General features: G+C 70.9%; 21 protein-coding genes, 1 tRNA gene and 1 other RNA gene. 7 read left to right on the top strand and 16 right to left on the bottom strand.

The genetic code is table 11. The features are described from left to right. Nucleotides 1-23 precede the first annotated feature (23 nt). From dnaX to LRF89_RS06255, 3 genes are all read right to left on the bottom strand, one after another. On the bottom strand, nt 24-1,691 hold the full coding sequence (gene dnaX, locus LRF89_RS06245; protein WP_238636765.1) for a DNA polymerase III subunit gamma/tau: 1,668 nt from the start codon (nt 1,689-1,691) through the stop codon (nt 24-26). A 31-nt stretch (nt 1,692-1,722) separates the two neighbouring features. Then, nucleotides 1,723-1,820: signal recognition particle sRNA small type (ffs, locus tag LRF89_RS06250), an RNA gene on the bottom strand. A 14-nt stretch (nt 1,821-1,834) separates the two neighbouring features. Continuing rightward, nucleotides 1,835-1,922 (bottom strand) — tRNA-Ser (locus LRF89_RS06255). A 316-nt stretch (nt 1,923-2,238) separates the two neighbouring features. Between LRF89_RS06255 and proV the strand changes: the two genes are divergently transcribed. From proV to LRF89_RS06285, 6 genes are all read left to right on the top strand, one after another. After that, nucleotides 2,239-3,438, top strand: coding sequence for a glycine betaine/L-proline ABC transporter ATP-binding protein ProV (proV, locus tag LRF89_RS06260; RefSeq protein WP_201167981.1), 1,200 nt, complete (start codon nt 2,239-2,241; stop codon nt 3,436-3,438). Between the two features lie 9 nt (nt 3,439-3,447). Continuing rightward, nucleotides 3,448-4,572 (top strand): ABC transporter permease, encoded by a 1,125-nt coding sequence (locus tag LRF89_RS06265; protein ID WP_238633083.1) that lies wholly within the window; start codon nt 3,448-3,450, stop codon nt 4,570-4,572. Between the two features lie 78 nt (nt 4,573-4,650). Continuing rightward, on the top strand, nt 4,651-5,514 hold the full coding sequence (locus tag LRF89_RS06270) for a glycine betaine ABC transporter substrate-binding protein (RefSeq protein WP_238636766.1): 864 nt from the start codon (nt 4,651-4,653) through the stop codon (nt 5,512-5,514). A 105-nt stretch (nt 5,515-5,619) separates the two neighbouring features. Beyond that, on the top strand, nt 5,620-6,789 hold the full coding sequence (locus LRF89_RS06275; protein ID WP_238636767.1) for a hypothetical protein: 1,170 nt from the start codon (nt 5,620-5,622) through the stop codon (nt 6,787-6,789). Between the two features lie 206 nt (nt 6,790-6,995). Next, a complete protein-coding gene (locus LRF89_RS06280) occupies nt 6,996-8,648 on the top strand; it encodes a BCCT family transporter (protein WP_238636768.1) in 1,653 nt (550 codons plus the stop codon). A gap of 131 nt (nt 8,649-8,779) precedes the next feature. Next, nucleotides 8,780-10,021, top strand: coding sequence for a hypothetical protein (locus LRF89_RS06285; RefSeq protein WP_238636769.1), 1,242 nt, complete (start codon nt 8,780-8,782; stop codon nt 10,019-10,021). A gap of 24 nt (nt 10,022-10,045) precedes the next feature. Here LRF89_RS06285 and LRF89_RS06290 read toward each other — a convergent pair whose 3' ends face one another. The 8 genes from LRF89_RS06290 to LRF89_RS06325 form a co-directional block, all read right to left on the bottom strand. Beyond that, entirely contained in the window at nt 10,046-10,879 is an 834-nt protein-coding gene (locus LRF89_RS06290) for an ABC transporter permease (protein ID WP_238636770.1), read from the bottom strand. A 2-nt stretch (nt 10,880-10,881) separates the two neighbouring features. Further along, nucleotides 10,882-11,814: an ATP-binding cassette domain-containing protein gene (locus tag LRF89_RS06295; protein ID WP_238633077.1), complete on the bottom strand. Its 933-nt coding sequence runs from the start codon at nt 11,812-11,814 to the stop codon at nt 10,882-10,884. A gap of 72 nt (nt 11,815-11,886) precedes the next feature. Continuing rightward, complete coding sequence (gene mobA / locus LRF89_RS06300; protein WP_238633076.1) at nt 11,887-12,501, bottom strand: molybdenum cofactor guanylyltransferase MobA; 615 nt, start codon at nt 12,499-12,501, stop codon at nt 11,887-11,889. A 12-nt stretch (nt 12,502-12,513) separates the two neighbouring features. Continuing rightward, entirely contained in the window at nt 12,514-13,779 is a 1,266-nt protein-coding gene (gene moeA / locus LRF89_RS06305) for a molybdopterin molybdotransferase MoeA (RefSeq protein ID WP_238635524.1), read from the bottom strand. 33 nt (nt 13,780-13,812) lie between these two features. Beyond that, complete coding sequence (locus LRF89_RS06310; RefSeq protein ID WP_238635525.1) at nt 13,813-14,844, bottom strand: succinylglutamate desuccinylase/aspartoacylase family protein; 1,032 nt, start codon at nt 14,842-14,844, stop codon at nt 13,813-13,815. Further along, nucleotides 14,844-15,752, bottom strand: a complete 909-nt coding sequence (rimK, locus tag LRF89_RS06315; RefSeq protein ID WP_201168010.1) for a 30S ribosomal protein S6--L-glutamate ligase — start codon at nt 15,750-15,752, stop codon at nt 14,844-14,846. Before rimK ends, LRF89_RS06310 begins: the two co-directional genes overlap by 1 nt. Before the next feature lie 17 nt (nt 15,753-15,769). Beyond that, nucleotides 15,770-16,231: an ATP-dependent zinc protease family protein gene (locus LRF89_RS06320; RefSeq protein WP_201168013.1), complete on the bottom strand. Its 462-nt coding sequence runs from the start codon at nt 16,229-16,231 to the stop codon at nt 15,770-15,772. Then, a complete protein-coding gene (locus LRF89_RS06325) occupies nt 16,224-17,021 on the bottom strand; it encodes a DUF1295 domain-containing protein (RefSeq protein ID WP_201168016.1) in 798 nt (265 codons plus the stop codon). Before LRF89_RS06325 ends, LRF89_RS06320 begins: the two co-directional genes overlap by 8 nt. A 165-nt stretch (nt 17,022-17,186) precedes the next feature. Between LRF89_RS06325 and LRF89_RS06330 the strand changes: the two genes are divergently transcribed. Next, nucleotides 17,187-17,705, top strand: coding sequence for a hypothetical protein (locus LRF89_RS06330; protein ID WP_238635526.1), 519 nt, complete (start codon nt 17,187-17,189; stop codon nt 17,703-17,705). Here the strand turns inward: LRF89_RS06330 and LRF89_RS06335 are convergent. The 5 genes from LRF89_RS06335 to LRF89_RS06355 all read right to left on the bottom strand — a co-directional run bounded on the left by LRF89_RS06335 (nt 17,680) and on the right by LRF89_RS06355 (nt 24,876). Then, nucleotides 17,680-19,035 (bottom strand): DUF2201 family putative metallopeptidase, encoded by a 1,356-nt coding sequence (locus tag LRF89_RS06335; RefSeq protein ID WP_238636771.1) that lies wholly within the window; start codon nt 19,033-19,035, stop codon nt 17,680-17,682. The two genes, LRF89_RS06330 and LRF89_RS06335, sit on opposite strands and share 26 nt — an antisense overlap. Continuing rightward, entirely contained in the window at nt 19,025-20,128 is a 1,104-nt protein-coding gene (locus LRF89_RS06340; protein WP_201242854.1) for an AAA family ATPase, read from the bottom strand. The genes LRF89_RS06335 and LRF89_RS06340 overlap by 11 nt, the downstream gene beginning before the upstream one ends. Then, nucleotides 20,118-21,086: a hypothetical protein gene (locus LRF89_RS06345; protein WP_201242852.1), complete on the bottom strand. Its 969-nt coding sequence runs from the start codon at nt 21,084-21,086 to the stop codon at nt 20,118-20,120. The genes LRF89_RS06340 and LRF89_RS06345 overlap by 11 nt, the downstream gene beginning before the upstream one ends. Nucleotides 21,087-21,197: 111 nt before the next feature. Next, the gene (locus LRF89_RS06350) at nt 21,198-22,160 is read right to left on the bottom strand and encodes an SLAC1 anion channel family protein (RefSeq protein ID WP_238636772.1); all 963 of its coding nucleotides are present in this window, start codon (nt 22,158-22,160) and stop codon (nt 21,198-21,200) included. A 67-nt stretch (nt 22,161-22,227) separates the two neighbouring features. Next, on the bottom strand, nt 22,228-24,876 hold the full coding sequence (locus tag LRF89_RS06355; protein ID WP_238633066.1) for a bifunctional acetate--CoA ligase family protein/GNAT family N-acetyltransferase: 2,649 nt from the start codon (nt 24,874-24,876) through the stop codon (nt 22,228-22,230). Between the last annotated feature and the right edge of the window lie 118 nt (nt 24,877-24,994).

The following is a 24,994-nucleotide window of genomic DNA, read 5'->3' on the forward strand; positions in this document are numbered from 1 at the left end:
GCCTTCTACCTCGATGCTCGTCTTTACGGATGATTGCTCTCGCCATCGGCCGGCCGCACGCCGTGGAGCTGGCCGTCGAAGGCCTCGCACAGCCCCTGCAGCCCGGGGTCCGCGGCCAGGGCCCGCTCCGCGTCGGCCTGGCGCTCGCGGGCCTGCTGCCGTTCGGCCATCGCCGGCGTCCACCGGGTCGGGCCGATGTCGATGCGCAGGGTGATCGCCTCGCCGAAGACCCGCCCCAGCGCCGTCTGCAGCCGCTCGCGCCGCTCGGCATTGTTCAGGTATTCGTGGCTTTCGTCCAGCCGCAGGATAACACGCTCCCCCTCGCGGCCGACCCACTCGCACTGTCCGGCAAGCATGCGCAGCGGCCCGTCGAGCTCGCCGACGATCCGCGTCCAGCGCGCCGCGCCCTCCTCGTCGTCGCTGGCCGGCTGCGGACCCGCCTCCGCGCCTTCAGCCGGGGGCGGCGCCGACGCCGGAGCCCCATCCCGGGGCGCGGCCGCACCCGACCCCGCTCCCGAGGGCGGCGCGTTCGCCACAGACGGGCCGGCCCCACCGCCGGCCGCCGCCCCACCACTGCCCGCTGGTGCGCTGATCCGCGGCGCCGTCTCGGCGGGGCGGAAGGCGTGCATGCGCAGCAGGGCCATCTCGAAGCCGGTGGCCGGGTCCGGTGCGTAGGGCAGATCGCGGCGGGCATTGACGCCGATCTGGTAGTAGAGCTGCAGATCCTCGGCATCGATGCGCTCGGCCAGCGCCAGCAGCCGATCGCGTTCGGGCTCGTCCTCGCCGATGGCCGAGGGCACCTGCTGCGCCAGGGCCAGGCTGTGCACCGTGGCCACCAGCTCGGCCAGGGCCTCGTCGAAGTCCGCCGCCGCCTCGGCCATCTGCCGGGCAGCACCGATCAGCGCCGCGCCATCGTCATCGGCCAGGGCGGTGAGCACCGCCAGCACGTGGTCGCGTTCGATGGCGCCGAGCATCGCCGCGACCTCGTCGTCCCGGGCCGCCCCTTCGCCGAAGGCCAGCGCCTGGTCGAGCAGGCTCAGGGCGTCGCGCAGGCTGCCGTCGGCGGCGCGGGCCAGGCGAGCGGCGGCGCCGGACTCCACCGTCACGCCCTCTTCCTCAGCCAGCCCCAGCAGCCGATCGCGGATCAGGGTGCTGGAGAGACGGCGCAGGTGGAACTGCAGGCAGCGCGAAAGGACGGTGACCGGCAGCTTCTGCGGATCCGTGGTGGCCAGCAGGAACTTCACGTGGTCCGGGGGCTCCTCCAGCGTCTTCAACAGCGCGTTGAAGCTGTGGCTGGAGAGCATGTGGACCTCGTCGATGAGGTAGATCTTGAACCGCCCGCGGGTGGGCGCGTACTGGACGTTGTCCAGAAGCTCGCGGGTATCTTCGACCTTGGTCCGCGAGGCGGCGTCGACTTCGATCAGGTCGACGAAGCGCCCGGCGTCCAGCTCGCGGCAGCTGTCACAGGTGCCGCAGGGCTCGGCGGTGATGCCCTGCTCGCAGTTCAGGCACTTGGCGAGGATGCGCGCCACGGTGGTCTTGCCGACCCCGCGGGTGCCGCTGAACAGGTAGGCGTGGTGGAGACGGCCATCGGCCAGGGCGTTGGCCAGCGCGCGCAGGACGTGCTCCTGGCCGGCCACCTCTTCGAAGCGGCGTGGCCGCCACTTGCGCGCAAGGGCTTGGTAGGTCATGCCGACGGCGGCTCCGGTTGGGTGGAGGCAGCCACACCAGCCACACCCCGGCGCCCGAGGATCGCTGCTGCCGCTGCTCCCTTCCGGGCCTGACGGGGTTCACAGCGACTCGTCGCGGGGGGACCGGTGCAGCCACCATCGCCTGGCGGAGAGGGAGGGATTCGAACCCTCGGTACCTTTCGGTACACGCGCTTTCCAGGCGCGCTCCTTCGACCGCTCGGACACCTCTCCTGAGTCGCCAATCGCCGTGACGATTGGAACGCGAAAGCATAAGGCATACGGCGGGTGGACGCAAACGCCGCGCCGCGGCCGCCCCCCGCTCCCGGACCCGAAAGAGGGCTTTTTAACATGCTGATCTTGCAACGGGTGCATTGGGCATGTTCTAGTTGAAAAGCATGACCAAGCAAAAAGGCAGCGCACACGCGCTCGCTTCACACCAGCCGTCGCCCGGCCCGGGCCTTGTTCAAGCTACTGATCCCCCAGTGGCCGCGGCACGCGCACCCCTAGCATTGATTGCACCACGCTCCATTCAAACCGACGGATCAGCATGACTGAAAAACTCGTCGTAGAAGACCTCTACAAGATTTTCGGCCCGAAACCCGAGCGGGCCATGGAGCTGCTCAAACAGGGCTACAACAAGGACGACATCTTCCAGCGCACCGGCAACACCGTCGGCGTGCGCGAAGCGAGCTTCACCATCCACGAGGGTGAAGTCTTCGTCATCATGGGGCTGTCGGGCTCCGGCAAGTCGACCATGGTGCGGATGTTCAACCGCCTGATCGACCCGACCTACGGCCACATCTATGTCGATGGCCACGACATCATGGCGATGAGCCAGCAGGAGCTCATCAACATGCGCCGACGCGACATGTCCATGGTGTTCCAGTCCTTCGCCCTGCTCCCGCACAAGACCGTCGCCGAGAATGCCGCCTTCGGCCTGGACGTCTCCGGGCACGGCACCGCGGAGCGACGCGAGAAGGCCCTGCAGGCCCTCGAGGCCGTCGGCCTGGCGGCCAACGCCGACAGCTACCCCGACGAACTCTCCGGCGGCATGAAGCAGCGCGTCGGCCTTGCCCGCGCCCTGGCCACCGACCCCTCCATCCTGCTCATGGACGAGGCCTTCTCGGCCCTCGACCCGCTGATCCGAACCGAGATGCAGGATGAGCTGATCCGTCTGCAGCAGGAGCAGAGCCGCACGGTCATCTTCATCTCCCACGATCTGGACGAGGCCATGCGCATCGGCGACCGCATCGCCATCATGGAGGGCGGTCAGGTGGTCCAGATCGGCACGCCGGAGGAGATCGTCTCCAACCCGGCCAACGAGTACGTGCGCTCCTTCTTCTACGGCGTGGACGTCAGCCAGGTCTACAACGCCGGCGACATCGCCGAGCGCCGCCGGGTCACCGTGATCCAGCGCCCCGGCGTGGACGTGCGCGCCGCGCTCGAGCGGCTCAAGCACTACGCCAGCGACATCGGCGTGGTCATCGACCGCAACCGCCGCTTCCAGGGGCTGGTCTCCGTCGACAGCCTCACCGACGCCATCCGCAGCGGCGGCAGCACCGAATACGGCGACGCCTTTCTCAGTGGCGTGCAGACCATCGCGGCCGACACGGCGATCTCCGACGTGCTCGGGCCGTCGGCCGAGAGCGAGTACCCGCTGGTGGTGGTGGATGACGACGGGCACTACGTCGGCACCCTCTCGCGCAGCCAGCTGCTGCTCACCCTTGATCGCACCCAACAGGCGTAAGGGACAGACATGCAAGATCAACCGGATATCGAGGAACACGAAACCATCGGCCCGATCGACCAGGCCGCCGAGTGGTTCAGCGACAACGTGCTGGACCGGATCACCATCGGCGACTGGATCGAAAACGGTGTCGACTGGATCAGCGACAACCTCGAGCCCCTGCTCGACGGCATCGAGGGGGCCATCCGCGCCCTGGTCGACGCCACCGAGTTCCTCCTGCTCTACCCGCTTTGGGTCGCCGCCTTCTTCCTGGTGGTCGGCGCCTGGCGGACGTGGGGCCGCAAGGCCGGCCTGATCGCCCTCGGCGTGGCCGTGGCGCTGTTCGGCATGGGGCTGTTCTCCGAAGCCATCCAGGCGCTGCTCTGGTACCCGCCACCCTGGGTGCTGGCGCTGTTGGTGATCCTGGTCAGCTTCTGGCGCGTGGGCTGGCGCTTCGGCATCTTTGCCGTCATCGCCCTGGCGCTGATCTTCAGTATGGAGCTCTGGCCCGAGACCATCCGCACCCTGTCGCTGGTGGTGGCCTCCTCCATTGCCGCGCTGATCATCGGCCTGCCCATCGGTGTGGCCATGTCGCGCAGCGACCGGGTGGAGATGGTGGTCCGCCCCATCCTGGACCTGATGCAGACCATGCCGCCCTTCGTCTACCTGATCCCGGCGGCGATCTTCTTCGGTCTGGGCACCGTGCCGGGGGCCATCGCCACGCTGATCTTCGCCATGCCGCCGGCGGTGCGCCTGACCAACCTCGGCATCCGCCAGGTCAGCCAGGAGCACGTGGAGGCCGGCCAGGCCTTCGGCTGCACACCGCGACAGCTGCTGGTCAAGATCCAGCTGCCGCTGGCCATGCCGTCGATCATGCAGGGCATCAACCAGACGATCATGCTGGCCTTGTCCATGGTGGTCATCGCCTCCATGATCGGCGCCGGTGGCTTGGGTGGCACGGTGCTCACCGGCATCCAGCGCCTGCAGGTGGGGCTCGGCTTCGAGGGCGGCCTCGCCGTGGTCTTCCTGGCCATCCTGCTGGATCGCATCTCGCAGAGCTTCGGCGAGCGCCGGCACGGCCAGGGGCGCGATTACGGGGCGCTGCTGCGCTGGTTCTTCGGCAACCGCCAGCAGGGCCCGGCCGCCCAAGGCTGAACATGAACCCGGCCCCGTGGCCGGCCCTCCGGGGCCGGTGCGGGGCGGACTGAGGGAAAGCAGCAGAGGAGTGGTACCATGCGACGCAAGCTGACCACCGCGGCGGCCACCGCCGCCATCACCGCCGGCATGGCCTCCGCGGCCAACGCCGACGAGATCCGCATCGGCTGGACGGCCTGGGCCGACGCCGAGTTCATCACGCGGATGGCCGAGGATGTCATCACCAGCGAGTTCAACACCGACGTTGAGCTGGTGCAGACCGACATCGCGCCGCAGTACACCGGCCTCGCCCAGGGCGACATCGACCTGATGCTCATGTCCTGGCAGCCGATCACCCACGAGGACTACATCGAGGAGTTCGGCGACGACATCGTCGACCTGGGCGTCCTCTACGACGACGCCGCCCTGGGCTGGATCGTCCCGCAGTACCTCTACGACGAGGGCCTGACCTCCATCGAGGACCTCAAGGATCCGGAGTGGCAGGATCGCCTCGACGGGCAGATCCAGGGCATCGACCCGGGCGCCGGTCTCACCCGCCTCTCCCATGACGTGATCGAGGACTACGACTTGGACTACAACCTGGTCGAGGCCTCCGACTCCGCCATGACCGCCTCGCTGGCCCGTTCGGCCCGCCGTGACGAGGCCATCGTGGTCACCGGCTGGAGCCCGCACTGGAAGTTCGGCGCCTGGAACCTCGCCTACCTGGAGGATCCGGAGGGCAGCCTCGGCGGCGCGGAGCACATCAACGCCATGTCGCGTGAGGGCTTCCCCGAGGACCACCCCGAGGTGGCGGAGTTCGCCAGCTGCATCAACATCGACATCGATCTGCTCAACGAGTACATGTTCCTCGGCCGCGAGGAAGGCACCGAGGCGGCCGTCGAGCAGTTCCTCGACGAGGAGGCCGATCTGGTCGACGAATGGATCCGTTGCGCCCGCGACTGATCCGCTCGGCCTGACGCGGGGCCCGGCCCTTGCCGGGCCCCCGCCGTTTCGGCGAAAGTATTCGGGCACCACGATTCAATAGAGAGCCAAAAAGAGGGAGCACCCATGAACAACAAGACCAAGAGCCTGGTCCTCTCCGGTGCGGCCGTGGCCCTGGCCACGCCGATGTCCTCGGCGCTGGCGTTGGACGACGTCGTCGGCTTCGGGGCGTGGTTCAACTACAACTACGATGTGGACAGCGATGCTAGCGAGGATCGCTACGGCGATCTCGACTTCGAGTCGTTCAACATCTACGCCAATCATCAGCACGGTGACTGGTTCTTCGACGGTGAGGTCCGCCTCGGCGCCGGCAGCTTCCAGGTCTCCGGCGCCGGGGAGGACGCTGACCAGGCGGCAGACCGCAACGTCATCGGCATCAAGGAGCTGGCCATCGGCCGCCATTACGGCGAGGAGTGGACGATGACCGTCGGCAAGACCGAGGTCCCGTTCACCTACAGCCGCTTCAACTTCTGGCCCGGCGAGCGCCTGGCCTCCGGCTTCGGTGACCAGTACAACCCGGGCATCCGCTTCGACTTCGACCCGGTGAACAACCCGATGGACATGAGCTTCATGTACATCAAGAGCCAGAACTGGGGCACCGACACCACCTCGCTGGACGACGGCACCCTGGGCCATTGGGGCAGCAACGACACCTATCACAAGATCAACACCCTGGTTGCTGATCTTGGCTTCACCCAGGGCGATTTCCGCTACGGCGCCTCCCTCCAGGCCGGTCAGCTGGCCAACCAAAACATCGAAGACGACAGCGGGAACGAGATTACGGCAGCCGAAGAGATCGAGACCCACTGGGCCGCGGGCCTCTACACCGAGGGCACCGTCGGCGCCTGGGACCTCGCCGGCCAACTGGTCCATTACGACCAAGGGGATATTGACGAGTTCTATAGTGGCCTCGACAACGCAGGCATCGATGACGACGAGTGGTTTGAGACTCAGGGCTCCGGCCAAGTCATGATGCTCAGCGCCGGGTTCAACGCGGGTGATTGGTACCACTACGGCGACCTCACCGGCCGTTCCCCGGACAGCGATTTTGACAACCTGGACGACACCTACGACCTGGTCCTGGGTACCCGCTACAACTACGGCCCGGGCTGGATCTACGCCGAGCTGCAGCTGGATAACATCACCGGTGAAGACGACGGCATCACCGGCGATGGCGACGCCGGCGACCGCGATTCCACCCAGGCGGTCTACCTGACCATGGACTACTACTTCTAAACCCATCCGGGTCTAAGAAGCATGTAGCCACCTGCAAGGGCGCGGCCTCGGTCGCGCCCTTGCTGTTTGTGGGCTACTGCTTTGGCTCCCCCAAGATCCCCCGCGGTCTGAATTGACTCTCCGGGGAGCCTTTGCGAGGCTTTTGCCGTACCCCGCACTGCGACATCCCGCCGTGCGGGTCCCGTCAGCCACAGGGAGCTTCACCCGTGACCGATCCCGAGAATACCAACCCCAAAGAGGTGAAGAAGGAGATTGAGGAGCTCGAACAGGCGTACGAGACCGAGCACGAGATCGGCGAGCAGAACATCACCCCGGAGATCCGGCCCATCGGGCTGGCTCTGGATCTGCACAACCCGGTCTTCATCGTCAGCTCCGCGCTCATCTTCGTCTTCCTCATCGGCACCCTGATCTTCACCGCCCCCGCCCAGGAGGCCCTGGAGGGCGTCCGCGGCTGGGCCACCAGCAACTTCGACTGGTTCTTCCTCACCGCCGGCAACATCTTCGTCCTCTTCTGCCTGCTGCTGATCATCCTGCCGCTGGGCAGCATCCGCATCGGCGGACAGGACGCCAAGCCGGATTTCTCGCGACTGTCCTGGTTCGCCATGCTCTTTGCCGCCGGCATGGGCATCGGCCTGATGTTCTGGGCGGTGGCCGAGCCGGTGGGCTACTACACCGAGTGGTTCGGCTCGCCGTTCAACATCGAGGGCGGTACCGATGAGGCGGCGAAGGCGGCCATGGGTGCCACCATGTACCATTGGGGCCTGCACCCGTGGGCCATCTACGGTGTCATGGCCCTGGCCCTGGCGTTCTTCACCTACAACAAGGGGTTACCGCTGACCGTGCGCTCGGTCTTCTACCCCCTGCTCGGTGAGCGGGTGTGGGGGCCGCTGGGCCACATCATCGACACTGTGGCGGTGCTGGCCACCATCTTCGGCCTGGCCACCTCCCTGGGCTTCGGCGCCCAGCAGGCGGCCAGCGGCCTGAGCTACGTCTTCGAGGCCGTCCCCGATACCCTGGCCACCCAGGTCGCCATCATCATCGGCGTTACGGTGGCGGCGCTGATCTCGGTGCTGCGCGGCATCGACGGCGGCATCAAGCTGCTCAGCAACCTGAACATCAGCCTGGCCGGGCTGCTGATGCTCTTCGTGATCATCGCCGGTGGCGCCATCGCCTTCGTCACCCAGCTCTGGCACACCACCGCCGCCTACGCCGGCGACTTCTTCGCCCTCTCCAACCCGGTCGGCCGCGAGGACGAGACCTTCCTCCACGGCTGGACGGCGTTCTACTGGGCGTGGTGGATCAGCTGGTCGCCGTTCGTCGGCATGTTCATCGCCCGGGTCTCCCGCGGGCGCACCGTGCGCGAGTTCATGACCGCGGTGCTGATCGTGCCCACGGTGGTGACCGTCTTCTGGATGAGCGCCTTCGGCGGTGTGGGCCTGCAGCAGGCCATCGAGGGCATCGGCGCGCTGGCCGACGGCATCGGCGCCGACGAGTCCATGGCCCTGTTCCACATGCTCGAGCAGCTGCCCTGGACCCTGCTCACCGCCTCGGTGGCGGTCTTCCTGGTGCTGGTCTTCTTCGTGACCTCGTCGGACTCCGGTTCGCTGGTCATCGACAGCATCACCGCCGGCGGCAAGACCGACGCCCCGGACGCCCAGCGCGTCTACTGGGTGGTGCTCGAGGGCCTGATCGCCGGTGTGCTGCTGTTCGTCGGCGGTGACGCCGCGCTCAGCGCCCTGCAGGCAGGGGCCGTTTCGGCCGGACTGCCGTTCACCGTGATCCTGCTGCTCATCTGCCTGAGCCTGCTCATCGGGCTGCGCCACGAGCGCCGCCTGATCAAGCTCAGCCAGCAGGTCTAGAACCGGCGCCTGCGGGCGCCCGCAACCGCCCCCGGTACCCGCCTGCGGGTATCGGGGGTTTTTTGTGGCTCCGATCCCACCCGCCCCGGGTGCTAGAATCAGAGTCTCACTCACGCCCCGGCAACCGCTTCATGGCCCACTGGCGAACGCTCTCCGGACTCTTCGGCCCGCGCTGGCGTCACCCGGACCCGGCCACCCGTCGTCGCGCCGCTATGGACCTCGATCCCAACCAGCCGGAGACCGCCGAGGCCCTGGCCGCCCTGATCGACGACCCGGCCCCGCCGGTGCGTGAGGCCGCCGCCAAGCGCTGCAGCGACCTGGCCACCCTGCGCCGGCTGCGGCGCGACGACCCCGACGCCAGCGTGCGCACGGCCGCCACGGTCCGCTACCGCCAGCGGCTGGTAGGCGACGCCGCCCCGGAAGCGGTAACCGCCGAGCTGCGCCACTGCGACGACCCCACGGTGGCCGCACACATCGCCCAGCAGGGCCGCACCCCGGCGGTGCGCCGCGCCGCCCTCGCCCACCTGGACCAGGCGCCGGTGCTCCGGGAGGTGGCCCTCCACGACGACGACCCCGAGACCCGGCTGCACGCCGTCGAGCAGCTCTCCGACCCCAAAATCCTGCGCGACCTGACCGAACGCGCGCGCAGTCTGGCCCCGGAGGTGGCCGAGGCCGCCGAGCGGCGCCTGAACCCGCCGGCACCGCCCACCACCGAGGGGCACACCGCCACCACAGAGACCGACGCGGCCCCCGCCGCCGACCAGGACGATCCGGCACCGGCCACGGGCGCCGCCGCCTCGCTGGCCAACGCCATGACCGGCCTCGCCGAGGGCGGCTGGTGGCCCGGCTACCACACCCGCCGCCGGGCACTGATGGCCCGCTGGCGGGAACTGGACGAGCCACGGCCGCCGGCACTCAGCGAACGCTTCCGCCAGGCCACCCAGGCCGCCCTGATGCAGCAGCCGCGCAACCACGGCGGCGACGCCACCCGCACCCGCCTGCAGCTGGAGCAGCTGCTCACCGAAATCGAGGGTCAGGAGGATCCGGCCCGCGCCGCCGGGCAGCGCTTGGAGGCGCTCAGCCGCAGTGTCGCCGAGCTCGCCGGCGACCACCCCGACGAGGCCCGCGCCCGCATCCTCCTGCAGCGCCTGGGCCGGCGGATCCCCCAGCTCCGCCCACGCCGCCCGGCGGGCGGCGCGGTGCGCCCGCCCCGTCGGGCCGGCGACCAGTGCGACCTGGCCGCCGTGGCCCGCAGCCTGGCCGAGGCCGAGGAGGCCATCGCCGGCGGGGACCTGCGGCGGGTCCGCCAGGCCCTGGCCGAGGCGCAGCGGCTGGTGGGGCCACCGCCCGGCGGCGAGCCGCCGCCGGGCTGAGCCGGCGGCGGCCGCCCGGCCGGTTCAGCGGATCAGGCGGCGGCGGAAGAGGTACGAGGCCACCGTGAAGGCGGCCGCGATGTAGCCCAGCGGCACCACCAGGTGGAGCAGCGCGCCCGGGGCCAGGCCCTCGCCCACCGCCAGCGGCCGGACCACCTCGACCATGTGCGCCAGCGGCAGCAGGTAGGCCAGCCCGGCGACCAGCGCCGGCAGCTGCTCGATGGGGAAAAAGACCCCGGAGAGGAGCAGCATCGGCGTCAGGACCAGCGTGAAGTAGTAGAGGAAGAAGTCGTAGCTCGGCGACAGCGCGGTGATGATCAGCGCCATGCTGGCGAAGGCCAGGGCGGCGAGGAAGACCACCGGCAGCGCCAACAGCATGCCCGGCAGACTGAGGATGCCCAGGGCCACGGCGACGATGCCGATGGCCCCGGCGCTGAGTAGCGACTTGCTCGCCGCCCACACCGCCTCGCCGAGGACGATGTCGTCCACCGACAGCGGCGCACCGAGCATCGCCGCCCAGGTCTGCTGGGTCTCCATGCGCGTGTAGGCGGAGTACAGCGCCTCGAAGCTGGAGGTGAACATGGCGCTGGAGCAGACGATGCCCGAGGCGATGAAGACGATGTACGGCATCCCGGAGTCGAGATCGCCGATCAGCGCCCCGAGCCCGTAGCCGAAGGCCAGCAGGTAGAGCACCGGCTCGCCGAAGTGGCCCAGCAGCGACGGCCAGATCAGTCGGCGCCAGACGCGGAAATTGCGGCGCCAGACCGGGATGAAGCGCACGCTCGGGCGCGGCAGCCAGCGGTCGCGCTCGGAGGGCGGATCCGCCTCCTCCGAGGCGATCTCCACGCGTTCGCTCATGGTCACTCCCTCAGCTCGTGGCCGGTCAGGTGCAGGAAGACGTCCTCGAGGTTGGTCGGGCGCTGCAGGTAGGTCAGCCCCTGCTCGTGCAGGGCGCCGGCCACCGGTGCCGGGTCGTCGGCGTAGAGCAGCACCGTCTCGCCCACCTCACGCACCCGCGCCGCACCGGAAAGCCCCGCCCGACCGAGCCAGGCCCGCGCCTCGTCGCCGCGCAGCTCCACCACGTAGCGCTCCAGGTGGCTGCGCGCCAGCGCCGCCGGGCTGTCGCAGTCGATGATCCGGCCGTGGTCCATGATCGCCAGCCGGTCACAGAGGCGCTCGGCCTCCTCCATGTAGTGGGTGGTGATCACCAGGGTCCGTCCCTGCTTCTGCAGCGCCCGCAGCTTCTGCCAGATGTTCTGCCGCGCCTGGGGGTCGAGCCCGGTGGAAGGCTCATCGAGGACCACCAGATCCGGGTCGTTGACCAGCGCCCGGGCCAGGGTCAGGCGGCGTTTCATGCCGCCGCTGAGTGAGGCGATGGGCGCATCCGCCTTGCCCTCCAGGGCGGCGAAGGCGAGCAGCTCGTCCACCCGGGGCCGCGCGGCCTCGCGGCCGAGGCCGTGGTAGCTGGCGTAGGTGAAGAGGTTCTCGCGGACGGTGAAGTCCGGATCGAGGTTGTCGATCTGCGGCACCACCCCCATGCGCGCGCGCATCGCCCGGGCGCGCGCCGGCACCGGCTCGCCGAGGACCTCCAGGGTGCCGCCATCCGGCGGCGTGACGCCGAGGATCATGCGCAGCGTGGTGGTCTTGCCGGCGCCGTTAGGTCCGAGCAGCCCGAAGCACTCGCCGCGGGGGACATGCAGATCGATGCCATCGACCACCGTCGTCCCGCCGTAGCGCTTGAGCAGCCCCTCGGCCCGGAGCGCCGGCCCGGAGGCGTCGGATTCGTTCACCATAGAGCCATCCCGCATCGCTGGAAGCCGACGATGGTACACGCTGCGGCGCCGCGCCGCAGCCCGCCGGCCCGGTCACTCCGCCGCCGCGTCCAGGCGCTGCGCCACCCGCGCCAGCGCCTCCGGGGTGTTGATGTTGACCAGTGCCGCCGCCTGATCGTCGAAGTCCGCCGCGGCCACCCGGTGGCGCGCCAGCCAGCCGTGGACGCGGCGCTCGCCGGCGGCCAGGGCGGCGTCGAGATCGGCGCACAGGCGGCGCTTGAGCAGCGCGAAGACTGGCTGCAACCGACCCTCCAGCCGGGCCACCGCCAGCTCGGCGTCGGCGGCCTCCAGGGCATCGGTGAGCCGCGCCGCCAGATCATGGGGCAACAACGGTGCATCGCAGGGGACCACCAGCACGCGCTCCGTCCGCGCGCAGGCCAGGGCGCTGGCCATACCCGCCAGCGGCCCCAGCCCGCCCGGGGGGCGGTCGCCGTCCACCGGTACCCCCAGGGCCCGGTAGCGCGCCGCGTGGCGGTTGGCGTTGATGCGCATGGCCGCCACCTGCGGGGCCAGTCGGGTCAGCACATGAGCGGCCAGCGGCCGTCCGGCCAGCGGCACCAGCCCCTTGTCGCGGCCGCCCATGCGCCGGCCGCTGCCCCCAGCCAGGACGACGCCGGTGATCCGGGCATCGGCAGCGGGCGGCGCCATCGCCAAGGCCGGCTAGCGCTGCAGCCCCTCAAGGGGCTGTACCTGCACGGTCTCCCCCGCCGCCACGTCGCCCCGCTCCGCCTCGAGGACGATCAGGCAATCGGCGTGGACCAGCGAGGTCAGCATCCCCGAACCCTGGGCCCCGGTGGAGCGCACCTGCACGGCACCGTCGGCGCCGGGCTCGAGGATGCCGCGCTGGAATTCGGTGCGCCCGGGGCGCTTGCGCAGGCGCTCGGCGGCGATCACCGGCAGCTGGACCGGCTGCAAGGTGCCGGCCTCGCCCATCAGCCGGCGCAGGGCCGGCTGGACCAGCTGGTAGAACGTGGCCGCCGCCGAGACCGGATTGCCCGGCAGGCCGAAGAAGACCGACTGGCCGACGCGGCCGAAGGCCAGGGGCCGCCCCGGCCGCACGGCCACCCGCCAGAAGGCCACGTCGCCGGCGCAGTCGACGGCATCCTTGACCGTATCCGCCTCGCCCACCGAGACCCCGCCGGTGGTGATCACCGCATCGGCGTAGCAGCCGAGTTCGCTCAGGGCCGCCTTGAGCGCCCCCACGTCGTCGCCGATGACGCCGGCGTCCAGGGCCTCGACACCGAGCCGGCGCAGCGCGGCGCCGATCAGGTGGCGGTTGCTGTCGTGGATCTGCCCCGGCCCCGGGGTCTGGCCCGGGGCGCAGAGCTCATCGCCGGTGGAGAGGAAGGCAACCACCGGACGCCGGTGGACCGCCACCTCGACACAGCCCAGGGAGCCGAGCACCCCCACCTCCTGCGGTCGCAGGCGCCGTCCGGCGCCGAGCGCCACGCTGCCGGCGGCCAGGTCCTCGCCGGCACGGCGGATGTTGGTGCCGGCGGCGACCGGTCCGGGCACGACAACCTCCGCCCCCTCCATGCGCTCGACCTGCTCCTGCATGACCACGGCGTCGGCGCCGGGTGGCACCGGCGCGCCGGTCATGATGCGCACGCACTCACCGGCGCCCAGCGGCTGCTGGCGCGCCTGCCCGGCCAGCACGCAGCCCACCTCGCGCAGGGGCACCGCCCCCTCGCCGGGCACATCGACGCTGCGCACCGCATAGCCGTCCATGGCGGCATTGTCGGCCCCGGGCACATCCAGCGGGGCGTGGATGTTCTCCGCCAGCACGCGCCCCAGGGCATTGCCCAGGGCGACCCGCTCCTGCCCGATCAGCGGGGCGACCTCGTCGAGGATGCGCCGCCGCGCCTCGGACAGGGGCAAGCCGCCAGCGTGGTGCCCCCCGGCCGCCGTCCCCTTCGCTTCACTCATCGAATCCGGTCTCCCTCCTGATGCCTGCACGCCTCACGATGGTTCATCCTCCTCGGCGTCCAGCTCTGCCAGTTCCTCGACCACCTCGGAGGCACGGTCCGGGTGGCGCACCCGCGCGACGTGGAACAGCGCGTCGCCTTCGTGGACCAGCGGCAGGTTGGTGCGGCCGATGACGATGCCGTCGAAGGCCGCCAGCGCCTGCGTCTCGCCATCGCCGAAAGGGTCGGAGATCAGCCCCAGCTGCTCGCCGCGGCGCACCCGCTGGCCCAACTGCACCGTGGTGCGCAGGATACCGCTGCTCTCGGCCCGCACCCAGCGGGTGTTCTCCACCTGCACCGGACGGCGCGGCGGATACTTGCGCTTGACTCGGGGGAGCATGCCCAGCTCGCGCATCGCCCCGGTGATCCCGCGCACGCCCAGGCGGATGCAGTCCTCGTCGAAGCGCAGCGCCTCGCCAGCCTCATACAGGAGCACCGGGATGCCGCGCTCGTCGGCGGCGTGGCGCAGCGAGCCGTCGCGCAGGTCCGAGTTGATGATCACCGGCGCCGAGAAGGCCCGGGCCAGATCGAGGGTACCCGGGTCATCGAGGTTGGCGCGGATCTGCGGCAGGTTGGTGCGGTGCGCGGTACCGGTGTGCAGATCGATAGCGTGGGAGGCCCGCTCGAGGACCTGGCTCATGAACAGATGGGCCAGCCGCGCGGCCAGCGAGCCGCCGGCGCTGCCGGGGAAGGAGCGGTTGAGATCGCGCCGGTCGGGCAGGTAGCGGGTCTGCGCCAGCACGCCGAAGACGTTGACGATGGGCACCGCCAGCAGCGTACCGCGCATCCGGCGCAGCTGCGGCAGGGCCAGCACCCGGCGGATGATCTCGATGCCGTTGATCTCATCGCCGTGGATGGCCGCACTCAGGCACAGTGTGGGGCCATCGCGGCGGCCGTGGACCACATGCACCGGCATGCCCACCGGGGTGTGGGTGTAGAGCTGCGCCACGTCCAGCTGCACCGTGCGCCGCTCCCCCGGAGGCACGGCCTGCTCGCTGATGACGAACGGGGAGCGCCGCCGGGCCATCAGCCCCTCCGGCCCTTGGTCCCGGTCTTGCCCGGCTTGCGGTTGCGCTCGATAAACTCGATGATCATTCCGGCGACATCCTTGCCCGTGGCGGTCTCGATGCCCTCCAGACCCGGCGAGGAGTTGACCTCCATGATCACCGGACCGCTGTTGGCCCGCAGTATATCCACACCGCAGACGTTCAGGCCCAGCACCTTGGCGGCCTTCACCGCCGTGGCCCGCTCCTTGGGCGAGATGCGCACCAGGCTGGCACTGCCGCCGCGGTGGAGGTTGGAGCGGAACTCGCCCTCTTTGCCCTGGCGCTTCATGGCGGCCACCACCTTGCCGCCAACCACCAGGCAGCGGATATCGGCGCCGCCGGCCTCCTCGATGAACTCCTGGACCAGGAAGTGCGCCTTGAGCCCGCGCAGAGCCTGTATGACGCTGGAGGCGGCCTTGCGCGTCTCGGCCAGCACCACACCGATGCCCTGGGTCCCCTCGAGGAGCTTGATCACCACCGGCGAGCCGCCGACGAGCTGCATCAGGTCGTCGGTATCGTCCGGGGAGTGGGCGAACCCGGTCGCCGGCATCCCCACCCCCTCGCGGGAGAGCAGCTGCATGGAGCGCAGCTTGTCCCGCGAGCGGCTGATGCCCTGGGACTCGTTGAGCGGATAGGTGCCGAGCATCTCGAACTGCCGCAGGACCGCCGTGCCGTAGAAGGTGACCGAGGCCCCGATGCGCGGGATCACCGCATCGTAGGGCTCGAGCTTCTGCCCCTTGTAGTGGATCTCCGGGTTGCTGGTGGCGATGTTCATGTAGCAGCGCAGGGGATCGATCACGCGGATCTGATGCCCGCGGCTCTGCGCCGCCTCCACCAGTCGGCGCGTGGAGTAAAGCCGCGAGTTGCGCGAGAGCACGGCGATCTTCATACGGTTTCAGCGTCTCCTCATCGGGTCGCGGTGACACGGGGGCGGAGCGCGGCCCGCCCAGTCAGGTAGGAGGCTTCGGGGTCGACCACGAAACGGCCGGCCATGGCCGTTCGGCCGAGCAGCATGCGAAAGCGCATGGTGTCCCGATCGGTCAGGGTGAGTTCCGCCCGCCAGCGGATTCCACCGAGTTCGAGCAGGGTCGCGATCACCCAGCGCGACTCCCGGTGGCCGCCGGAGTCGGCCACCACCCGGCGATCCGCCACCGGGGCCTGGCACCAGAGCTCCGGCTCGGAGGAGCGCTGACGGGGGTGGATACCGAAGCGCACCCAGGTCCGCCCGTCGCGCTCAAAGGGCTCGATGGCGAAGGTGTGCAGCGCCGAGGTCCGCGCCCCAGTGTCCACCTTGGCCTTGAGCCGGTGGATATCCAGCTCCGGCAGCGCCACCCACTCGCGCCAGCCGATCCGCTGCCGTTCAGTCATGGCCGGACCCCCGGTCGGCCGGCCGCGGCGGGCCGGGGACGATGGCATTGCGCGCGGCGGCGTAGTCGGCGTAGTCGCGCCGGGTATCGCGCAGGTGCGCCTCGAGCAGCGGCACCCCGGAGACCCGCAGCAGCAGCCCGGTCATCAGCAGCGGGGCGAAGACCGTCCACCAGCCGCCGGCGGCGGCGGCCAGCCCCCACAGCCCCCAGGCCACCAGGATCTCGCCGAAGTAGTTGGGGTGGCGGCTGTAGCGCCACAGGCCGCGGTCGCAGACGGCGCGGGCGTTGCGCGGATCGGCCCGGAAGCGGGCCAGCTGGGCGTCGGCCACCGTCTCGTAGAGCCAGCCGACGAGGAAGACCGCCGCGGCGACCAGCCCCAGCGGTGCCGTCCACGCCTCGGCATCGCCCCGGGCGATGGCGTGGAGCAGCGGCGCCGCCGCCAGCCACAGCACCACTGCCTGGAGGCCGAACACCGTCACCAGGCTGCGCCGGGCCCAGCCGGGCCCGCCGGATCGGCGCAGCGCGGCGTAACGGGCGTCCTCGCCCGCTCCCCAGCTGCGCCAGGTCAGATAAAGGCTGAGCCGCCCGCCCCACAGCGCCACCAGGGCGACGATCCACCAGCCGTGGGCCGGGAACCCGGCCAGCGCCTGGTAGAGCAGCGCCAGGAGCACGAAACCGGCGCCCCAGAAACGGTCCACCAGACTGGCGTCGCCGGTTCGCAGGCTGTACGCCCACACGGCGGTCATCAGCAGCAGCACGGCGCCCAGACCGGTCACGGCACTGACGAGCATCGGCCCCCTCCCCGGGGTCACGGCGAGACACCCACGTAACGTAACCTCAAAAGCTGGCGCCGCCAATGACGGGGCAGGTACCCTGAGCCGCCAGCGCTGGCGCGCTCTCTCGGCCGCGCCTCCGCTGTCGGCCGTCGCCACACCCGCGAGGAGGATCATCGACCCATGCGCATGCTGATCTCCGCCCTGGTGATGTTCGTCATCATCATGGTCGTACTGGCCTTCGCCCGCGAGCATCTGCGCCCGGCCCAGGAGGCGGATCTGCGCCTGACCGAACTCACCGCCGAGACGCCGCGCGAGGAGCTGGAGGACCGGCTGGAGAAGGTGGAATTCGAGTGCACCGATGACGAGACCGGCCTGGAGACCGGCGAGCGGGTCTGCTTCGCCCCGGTCAGTCGCGCCGACGATTACGCCGCCGACTACCTGGCGCTGTTCTTCGACAGCGACAACGCCCTGGCCGCAGTGAACGTCGTCCTCGACCCGGCCGAGCACGACGCCAACCACGAGCGCCTGCGCGAAGCTCTCGGCGAGCCGGACCGGCGGATCGAGGACGCCTTCACCTGGCTCGTCTGGGACCGCGACGAGCACCTGATCCTCACCCAGGAGGAGGTGCCGGAGGCGGAGGCCCCCACCCTGATGTGGTTCCGCAACGCCGATTTCATGGAGCGGCTGCTGCCGCGCTAGCGCCGCCGGCGGGCACATCGGCCAGCACCAGCCGCTCGCCCCAGGGCGGCTCGGCATCGGCCCAGGCCGGCGGCACCACCCACAGCAGCGGCCATGGTGGGCGAAAGCGCGCCGGCCCCTGCAGATCGGTGAGCACCACCGCCTGATCCGGCGCATGCCGGTCCGCCTCCTCGAGCAGCGGGGTGAAATCCGTCCCGCCCCCGCCGTGGAAGGTGAGCTCGGCTCGCGGCGAGTCGCCCGGGGCCAGGTGCACCACCCGGCGCACCCGGTCGTCGCCAACGATCACCACCAGCTGCGCCTCGCTGCGCCGGGTGATGGCCGTCAGCTCGCTGGCGAAGCGCTCCAGCAGGGCGTCGTCGATGGACCCGGAGGCGTCCACCACCAGCGCCAGCCGCGGCACCCGCCGCGCCGTAACCACCCCCGGCTCCCAGGGCATGCGCCGTCCGCCGGCGGTGCGGCCGCGGTTGGCCAGCCACGAGCGCGCCGGGCGCGACCAGGAGCGCTCCGGGAGCCGCGCCAGCCCGCGGGCCAGGCGGGTGCGCAGGATGTGCTCCCAGGGCGTACGCGGCGTCGGCCGATCGGCCAGCAGCCCGCGCAGCATGGAGAAGGCGCCGTCATCGGCGTGCGCCCGCAGCAGCCGCTCGGACCAGGCGCGGGCCCGCTCCGCGGCCACCTCCGGCGCTTCGCCCTCGGCGGGCAACAGATCGGCCTCGGCGCCGGCAGCCAGCTGGCGCAGCCGCGCTGCCCGCGGCCCATCGCTGCGCCCGGTGGCGCCATCGCGCCGGCCCGAGCTCGCCGCCCCGCCCTGCTGCCCGGCCCGGCCCCGGTCCTCGCTGCTGCCCCCGCGCCGATCGTCCACGGCGCGGTAGAGGCGCTCCACGTCCCACTCGAGCAGCGCGCGCTCGGGGGTGGCGGCGTCATCCGGCAGGACCTCGCGGAGCACCCGCTCCAGGGTCACCGCCCCGGCGGGCAGTTCCAGCCAGTCCAGGTGGCCAAGGGTGGTGTTCACCAGGGCGTCTGCACAGTGGTTGAACAGCGCCGGATCGACATCGCCGAGGACCCCCGCCAGGGCCTCCCGGCGCTGCGCATGGCGAAGGGCCACATGGAGCACCTCGTGGGCCACCCACCCCACCTGCTGCGCCCGCGGCAGTCCGGCAAAGGCCGGTGCGTAGTAGAGGGTGCGGCCGTCGTTGACCACCGGCGCCTCGAGGTCGCCCGCCTCCACATCCTGGTGGTGGGCCCAGAGGGCCAGCCCGCCGGTACCGGGGGCCTGCTCGACCATCACGCGAATCGCCGCCGTGCCGCGGTGGGTGTAGGGCTCAGTCGCCATCGGCCCGGCGCTCGGCCATGTAGCGCTGGTACGCCTCGCTGTGCAGGATCGCCCCCTCCAGGCCCCAGGCCAGACCGCGCTGGAAGAGCAACTCCATGGCCAGGGTCTGCGCCTCGCGCGCCGGCAGCGGCGTGCGCCCGCGCATCTCCGGGAACTGCTCGATGATCTCCAGGGCGCGGGTAAGGGTCGGCTCGTCGGTGACCGCCGCCACCAGGCCGTAGACCATGCCATAGAGGCCATCCAGGCTCTCGGGCAGCAGCGCCGCGGTCTCCGGCCCGGGTTGCGCGGCCAGCAGCCGGGTGACGTCGGCAGCCGCCTGCAGCTCATCGAGCACCCCGAAGAATTCAGCGGCGTTGGCGGCCCCGATGCGCCCCTGCACGAACAGCCGCCGCACGGCATCGCCCAGATCGGCCCGGAGCACCGAAGAGACATCCTCCCAGCCCCGCGGGCTGGCGCCGACCAGGTGGTCGTTGGCCAGCTGCGTGGCGGTGTCGTCGAGCCGGTCGGCGCGCACCCGCAGGAAGGCCATCACCTCCGGGGCCAGCTCGCGCTCGGCGGCGTAGTCGAGGAACGCCTCCAGGGCCGTCTGCACGTTGAAGTGGAACATGCGATCGGCCAGCGCCGTGCCCATGTCGTGGCTCACCGCCCCCTGGAAGCGGGCATTGCCCGCCGCCACCACCTGCCAGCCGTCGGGCAGCCGGTACGCCCCCACCTTGCGATCGAGGATCAGCGAGTAGGCAGAGATCTGCAGACGCTGATCGGCGGCGGTGAGCTCGTCGAGGAAGAGGATTCCCTCCGGCTGGTCGGCACCGGGGAGGAACTCCGGCGGGAACCACACCGTGCGCTGCTGCTGCTCATCGGCGTAGATCGCCCCGCGGATGTCCACCGGCTCGATGGTGGTCAGGCGCAGGTCGACCAGAGGCACCCCGAAGTGCTCGGCCACCTGCGCCACCACCGAGGACTTGCCCACGCCGCGGGTGCCCCACAGCATGGTGGCCCGCCGGCGTAGGATCGGGTCGGCGTACTGCTCGATCAGCGCCTGCCGGGCGGCGGCCACCGAGACCGCCGGGATGTTCATCGGATCAGCCGCCATCGCTCCCTCCGTGCCAGGTGCTCGCCGTCAGCGGCCGCGGCAACGGCGGTCGGTCCACCAGCGGGACCTCGGTCCCGGAGAAGAGCAGCGCGCCGATGGCCAGCAGCGGCGGGACACCGTGGAGCCACGGCGGCATCTCGCCCTCGGGCAGCACCACGCCGAACAGCGGCACCGCGGCGAGGATCAGGAAGAAGACGGTCATCGGCAGCAGCCGGCGGCCCACCACCGCCCAGCGCCGGCGACGGAAGCGCCGGTGGAAGGCGCTCGGCGGCTCGGCGAAGACCGCCGCCAGGTGGGCGACGAGCTGCTCGATCCGGGCCTCGACGGCCGCCCGCCGGCGCGGCTCCTCCCGGGGCAGCGCCCGGGTGCTGCGCCACGCCTTCTGCCGCCAGACCAGCGGCCGCCAACCCCAGCCGAGGACGGCGATCAGGTCTTCGGGCAGCGCAGGCTCGCCCTCGGGGTGGGGCGTGATCTCGATTTGCGCCGGCAGGCCGGCACCCGGGGTGGCGTCGAGCACCACGCGCCGCCCGGCCAGCCGCGCCTCGGCGCCCACGGCCCGCCACCGCGGGTCACCGGGGTCGGCCTCGGAGGCTTTCGCCCAGTAGCTGCGGCCGATACAGACACCGGCGATGCGGATGAACAGCCGGGGGCGCAGCTCCGTGGCCTGCAGGCCCGCGAGCAGGTCGGCGGGACGCCCACCATCAAGGGCGAGACCGGCCCAGGTGCCATCGGCGGCGGTGTAGGTGGCGCTCAGCCGATAGAGCCCGGGCTCCCGCTCGGCGAGCACCAGCTGCTCGGTGACCGGCCCCTCGGCGGCGTCCAGCCCCTCGTGGCTGCGCGGCTCAAAGGCGATCTCGCGGTGGGCCCGGTCGCTGGCGGCCAGATCCACGGCCCACCCGGCCTCGCTGAACGGCGCCACCCGGGTGAGGATCTCATGGTGGGAAAGCGGCTTGACCAAGGCGGTCGTCCCCTGCGCGGGCTGCTCCGCAGTTCAGGGTACGCCCGGCCGGCGGCGCAATGAAGCCACTCGCCGCCGGGGTATCCCACCCGGGCCCTGGCTCGGCCCGCCCTATTCCGGGCGCAGCAGTTTGCCGCTGAGCATCTTGATCACGGTGGCGACGAAGACCACGGCGATGACCAGCGTGGTCAGCACCACCAGCAGCATCACGCCGCGGCCACCGCCGGTCTGGTAAGCCTGCACGAAGTGCTGGCTGGCCAGGCAGAAGGCGGCCAGGGGGAAGGTGTACGCCCACCAGGAGGGGTAGTACGGCAGGCGGACGAGCCGTGGCACCTGGATGAGCAGCAGCAGAAAGGTGAACAACGCCTTGTAGTAGAGCAGCCGACCGACCACCCCGGGATCGCCGCCGTCAAGCAGCGACACCCAGGCCAGGTAGCCGGCCGCCGGCGGGGCCAGGAGCACGAAGAGTGTGGGCAGCAGGAACGCCGGCAGGTTGGGCGCGAAGATCAGCCGGTAGTACACCAGGGTCATCAGGATCAGCCAGAAGAACAGCCCGATGCTGAAGAAGAACCAGGCCACCTCCATGTAGCCGGCCTGCGCCGCCGGGATGGGCACCAGGACGTTGCCCACCGCCGGGATGAACCAGACCGGATTCAGGGTGCCGAGCTCCAGCTGACGCTGCATCCAACTGGTGACGATGGCCAGCATCAGGATCAGGTGCAGCAACGCCCCGCTGCCCCACAGGGCGGTGGACAGCGGTTCCGACTCGGTCACGATGCCCAGCAGGATCAGCGAGATGGAAACCGCCGGCAGGAAGTTGAGGCGCACCGGGTGGGTGACCTCGCCCCACGCCGCCGATGGGTGTAGCGCCGCCTTGAGGGCATAGCCTGCGGCCATGGCGACGAAGCTGATCACCGCCAGCACCACCACGGCCTCGGCTACCCAGGCGGGCCAGCCCCAGAGGCTATGGCTCTCCTCCCAGACCATGGCCAGGCCGGCCAGGCCCATGGTGGCGGCAAACAGCGGCAGCGGCAGGTGGGCCAGGCTGACCCGGGCATTCTCTTCCTGACTCATGCGAGGCTCCTTCAGCTCGGGGTGGTCACCGCATGCCGGCATACATTACGGATCGGGCATATGCTTGTCACGCGCCGTCGCCGTCCAGGCGCAGGGTCACGTGCATCAGCCCCGGGTCGTCGCTGCTCGGCTCGATGCGAAAGCCCATGGCCTGATTGATCTTGAGCATCGGCTCGTTCTCGCGCAGCACCTCGCCGTAGATCTCGCGGATGCCACGGCGCCGGGCGTAGTCGACGATCCGGTGCATGAGCATCGGGCCCAGCCCCATGCCGGCCACCGAGGGGTCGAGCATGATGTCGTACTCCGCCTGCTCCAGGTCGGGATCGGCGCTGATGTGGACCATCCCCAGCAGCGGCGCCCGGCCGGCGATGCCGTCGCGGGTGATGACCAGCGCCATCTCGCGGTCGAAATCGATCTGCGTCAGCCGCGCGGCCATCTCCTGGGGCAGGCTCTTCAGCGCCTGGAAGAAGCGCATGCGCACCTGCTCCGGCGGCGTGCGCTCGACCATGGCGTTGAGCTGCGGGGCGTCCTCGGGCAGCACCGGGCGCAGGTTCAGGCACTGGCCGTCGGGCAGTTCGATGCGCTCGCTGAGCTCCTGGGGGTAGGGGCGGATGGACAGCGAGTCGGCCGGATCCCCGCGCTGGGGCTGGATGCCCACCCCGGCGTCCAGGGCCAGCACCCCGCGGCCGGTGGCCCAGAGCGGGTTGATGTCCAGCGACTGCACGGCGCCGAAATCGATGACCAGCTGCGAGAGCTTGACCAGGCTCAGCGCCACCGCATCCAAATCCGGCTTGCGCAGCCCGCTGTCCACCAGCAGCCCGTAGATCCGGGTGCGCTGCATGATCTCCCGGGCCAGGTGCATATTCAGCGGCGGCAGCCCGCAGGCCCAGTCGGCGATGGCCTCGGTCTCGGTACCGCCGTGGCCGAAGTAGAGCACCGGCCCGAAGGGCCCGCCGGGGCGCACGCCGAGGGTCAGCTCGAAGGCCCCGTCGCGGCGGGTCATCGGCTGCACGGCAAAGCCGTCCACGGCTACGTCGTCGCCGCGAAGCTCGTGCAGGCGCGCCAGCATCGCCTCGGCCTCGGCGCGCACCGCCTCGGGGCTGCCCAGATCCAGGACGACGCCGCCGGCCTGGGACTTGAGCTGCACTTCCGGCGACATCAGTTTCAGCGCCACCGGCTGATCCAGCTCGGCGGCCACCGCGGCGGCGTCCTCCGGGTCGTTGGCGCGGCGGGTTTCCACGCAGGGGATGCAGTAGGCGCTGAGCAGCCGCGCCGTCTGGTACTCATTGAGGTGGTCGCGGCCGGCGGTCAGCGCCGCCGACAGGATCAGCCGCGCCTGCTCGTAGTCCGGGGTGAAATCCTCGGGCAACGAGGGCGGCGTCTGCATCAGCAGGGTCTGACTGCGCCGGTACTGAAGCAACCGGCTGTAGGCGCGCACCGCCTCCTCGGGGTAGGCGAAGGCCGGCACCGCCGCCGCGAGCCGCCGCAACCCGGCCTCTCCGGCGGAGGGGTCCCAGGCGGCGAGTACCGGCTTGCGCAGCCGCTTGGCGTGGCGGACCACCACCTCGGCCACGCCCTCGCCGTCGTCGCTGGCGCCCGGCGCCTTGAGTGCCAGGATACCGCTGATGCGCCGGTCCTTGCCGAGGATCTCCAGGGCCCGATCGTAGGCGTCGGCGTCGGCGTCGACGCCCATGTCCAGGGGATTGTGGCTGCTGGCGTTGCGCCGGGCCAGCTCCTGCAGGGCCTCATTGCTCTCCGCGGAGAGCTGCTGCGGACTGCTGTCGTAGCGGCGCAGGGCGTTGCTGGCCAGCAGCCCCATGCTGCGGCTGTTGCCGAGGATCGCCAGCGGCCCGTCGCGGCCCGGCACCCGGCTGCTGTCGAGGATCTCGACAGCGCTGAACAGCTCCTCCAGATCGTCCACCCGCACCACGCCGGCACGGCGGAAGGCCGCGTCGTAGACGAAGTCGTCGATCTCCGCCTCGCCCACCTGCGGCGGCTTGAGGATGATCACCGGCTTCATGCGGGCCAGCCGCCGCAGGGCCGACATGAACTTGCGCGCCCGGCGCACCCGCTCGATATAGACGATCACCGCGCGGGCGCGGTGGTCGGTGGCCAGGTAGTCGAAGCTGTCGCCCAGGTCCACGTCGGTGGCGGCGCCGATGTGGATGATGTGCGACAGCCCCGAGTCGTTCTCGCGGCACCAGCGCAGGGCGGCCCCGGCCATGGCCGAGGATTTGGTGACCAGCGCCGCCTTGCCGCTGGCCAGTGTGATGGGCAGCGACGAGGCGTGCAGGCCCCGGTGGGGGACGCTGATGCAGCTGCTCCCCGGCCCGGCCACCCGGACCAGATGGGGGCGCGCCGCCTCGAGGATGGTGCGCTCGAGTTCCTCGCGCTGCTCCTGGGTGTAGTCCCGGGGGACCGCGCGCGTGACGATCACGGCACGGGTGCCCAGCTCGCCCAGGGCGGTGATCAGCCCCGGCACCACCTCCAGCGGGCGGGTGATGACGGCCAGATCCGGCACCGCCGGCAGGCGTTCAAGCGCGGGGAAGACCGGGACACCGCCCATGGAGTCGATCCCCGCCATGACCGGCATCACCGGCCCCTGGTAGGGCTCGCTGAGCAGGTTGCGCAGGATGCGGCGATCGGTGTCGCTGGCCTCGCCGATCAGGGCGATGGAGCGGGGCTGGAAGAGGCTTTCGAGATTGCGTACGGTCATCGGGCTCGGGATCTTTGCGGGCGCTGCAGTGCACCACGGGGCCAGTCTATCGGTCCCGGCAACAGGGAAGCCAGCCGGCAGGCCATCGCCGGGTGCAGCGCCCGTATCGGACGGCGGA

It is taken from the genome of Halorhodospira sp. 9621 (assembly GCF_022228055.1).
GTDB lineage: Bacteria > Pseudomonadota > Gammaproteobacteria > Nitrococcales > Halorhodospiraceae > Halorhodospira > Halorhodospira halophila_A.

What these genes read in the sequence shown, in the direction of transcription:
- LRF89_RS06310 (WP_238635525.1), bottom strand. Translation starts at nt 14,844, where the DNA reads ATGGCCCGGCGGCGCTCCCCGTTCGTCATCAGCGAGCAGGCCGTGCCT.
- LRF89_RS06285 (WP_238636769.1), top strand. Translation starts at nt 8,780, where the DNA reads ATGGCCCACTGGCGAACGCTCTCCGGACTCTTCGGCCCGCGCTGGCGT.
- LRF89_RS06275 (WP_238636767.1), top strand. Translation starts at nt 5,620, where the DNA reads ATGAACAACAAGACCAAGAGCCTGGTCCTCTCCGGTGCGGCCGTGGCC.
- moeA (WP_238635524.1), bottom strand. Translation starts at nt 13,779, where the DNA reads ATGAGTGAAGCGAAGGGGACGGCGGCCGGGGGGCACCACGCTGGCGGC.
- LRF89_RS06265 (WP_238633083.1), top strand. Translation starts at nt 3,448, where the DNA reads ATGCAAGATCAACCGGATATCGAGGAACACGAAACCATCGGCCCGATC.
- LRF89_RS06350 (WP_238636772.1), bottom strand. Translation starts at nt 22,160, where the DNA reads ATGAGTCAGGAAGAGAATGCCCGGGTCAGCCTGGCCCACCTGCCGCTG.
- mobA (WP_238633076.1), bottom strand. Translation starts at nt 12,501, where the DNA reads ATGGCGCCGCCCGCTGCCGATGCCCGGATCACCGGCGTCGTCCTGGCT.
- rimK (WP_201168010.1), bottom strand. Translation starts at nt 15,752, where the DNA reads ATGAAGATCGCCGTGCTCTCGCGCAACTCGCGGCTTTACTCCACGCGC.
- dnaX (WP_238636765.1), bottom strand. Translation starts at nt 1,691, where the DNA reads ATGACCTACCAAGCCCTTGCGCGCAAGTGGCGGCCACGCCGCTTCGAA.
- LRF89_RS06325 (WP_201168016.1), bottom strand. Translation starts at nt 17,021, where the DNA reads ATGCTCGTCAGTGCCGTGACCGGTCTGGGCGCCGTGCTGCTGCTGATG.
- LRF89_RS06335 (WP_238636771.1), bottom strand. Translation starts at nt 19,035, where the DNA reads ATGGCGACTGAGCCCTACACCCACCGCGGCACGGCGGCGATTCGCGTG.
- LRF89_RS06355 (WP_238633066.1), bottom strand. Translation starts at nt 24,876, where the DNA reads ATGACCGTACGCAATCTCGAAAGCCTCTTCCAGCCCCGCTCCATCGCC.
- LRF89_RS06320 (WP_201168013.1), bottom strand. Translation starts at nt 16,231, where the DNA reads ATGACTGAACGGCAGCGGATCGGCTGGCGCGAGTGGGTGGCGCTGCCG.
- LRF89_RS06270 (WP_238636766.1), top strand. Translation starts at nt 4,651, where the DNA reads ATGCGACGCAAGCTGACCACCGCGGCGGCCACCGCCGCCATCACCGCC.
- LRF89_RS06330 (WP_238635526.1), top strand. Translation starts at nt 17,187, where the DNA reads ATGCGCATGCTGATCTCCGCCCTGGTGATGTTCGTCATCATCATGGTC.
- proV (WP_201167981.1), top strand. Translation starts at nt 2,239, where the DNA reads ATGACTGAAAAACTCGTCGTAGAAGACCTCTACAAGATTTTCGGCCCG.
- LRF89_RS06340 (WP_201242854.1), bottom strand. Translation starts at nt 20,128, where the DNA reads ATGGCGGCTGATCCGATGAACATCCCGGCGGTCTCGGTGGCCGCCGCC.
- LRF89_RS06295 (WP_238633077.1), bottom strand. Translation starts at nt 11,814, where the DNA reads ATGGTGAACGAATCCGACGCCTCCGGGCCGGCGCTCCGGGCCGAGGGG.
- LRF89_RS06290 (WP_238636770.1), bottom strand. Translation starts at nt 10,879, where the DNA reads ATGAGCGAACGCGTGGAGATCGCCTCGGAGGAGGCGGATCCGCCCTCC.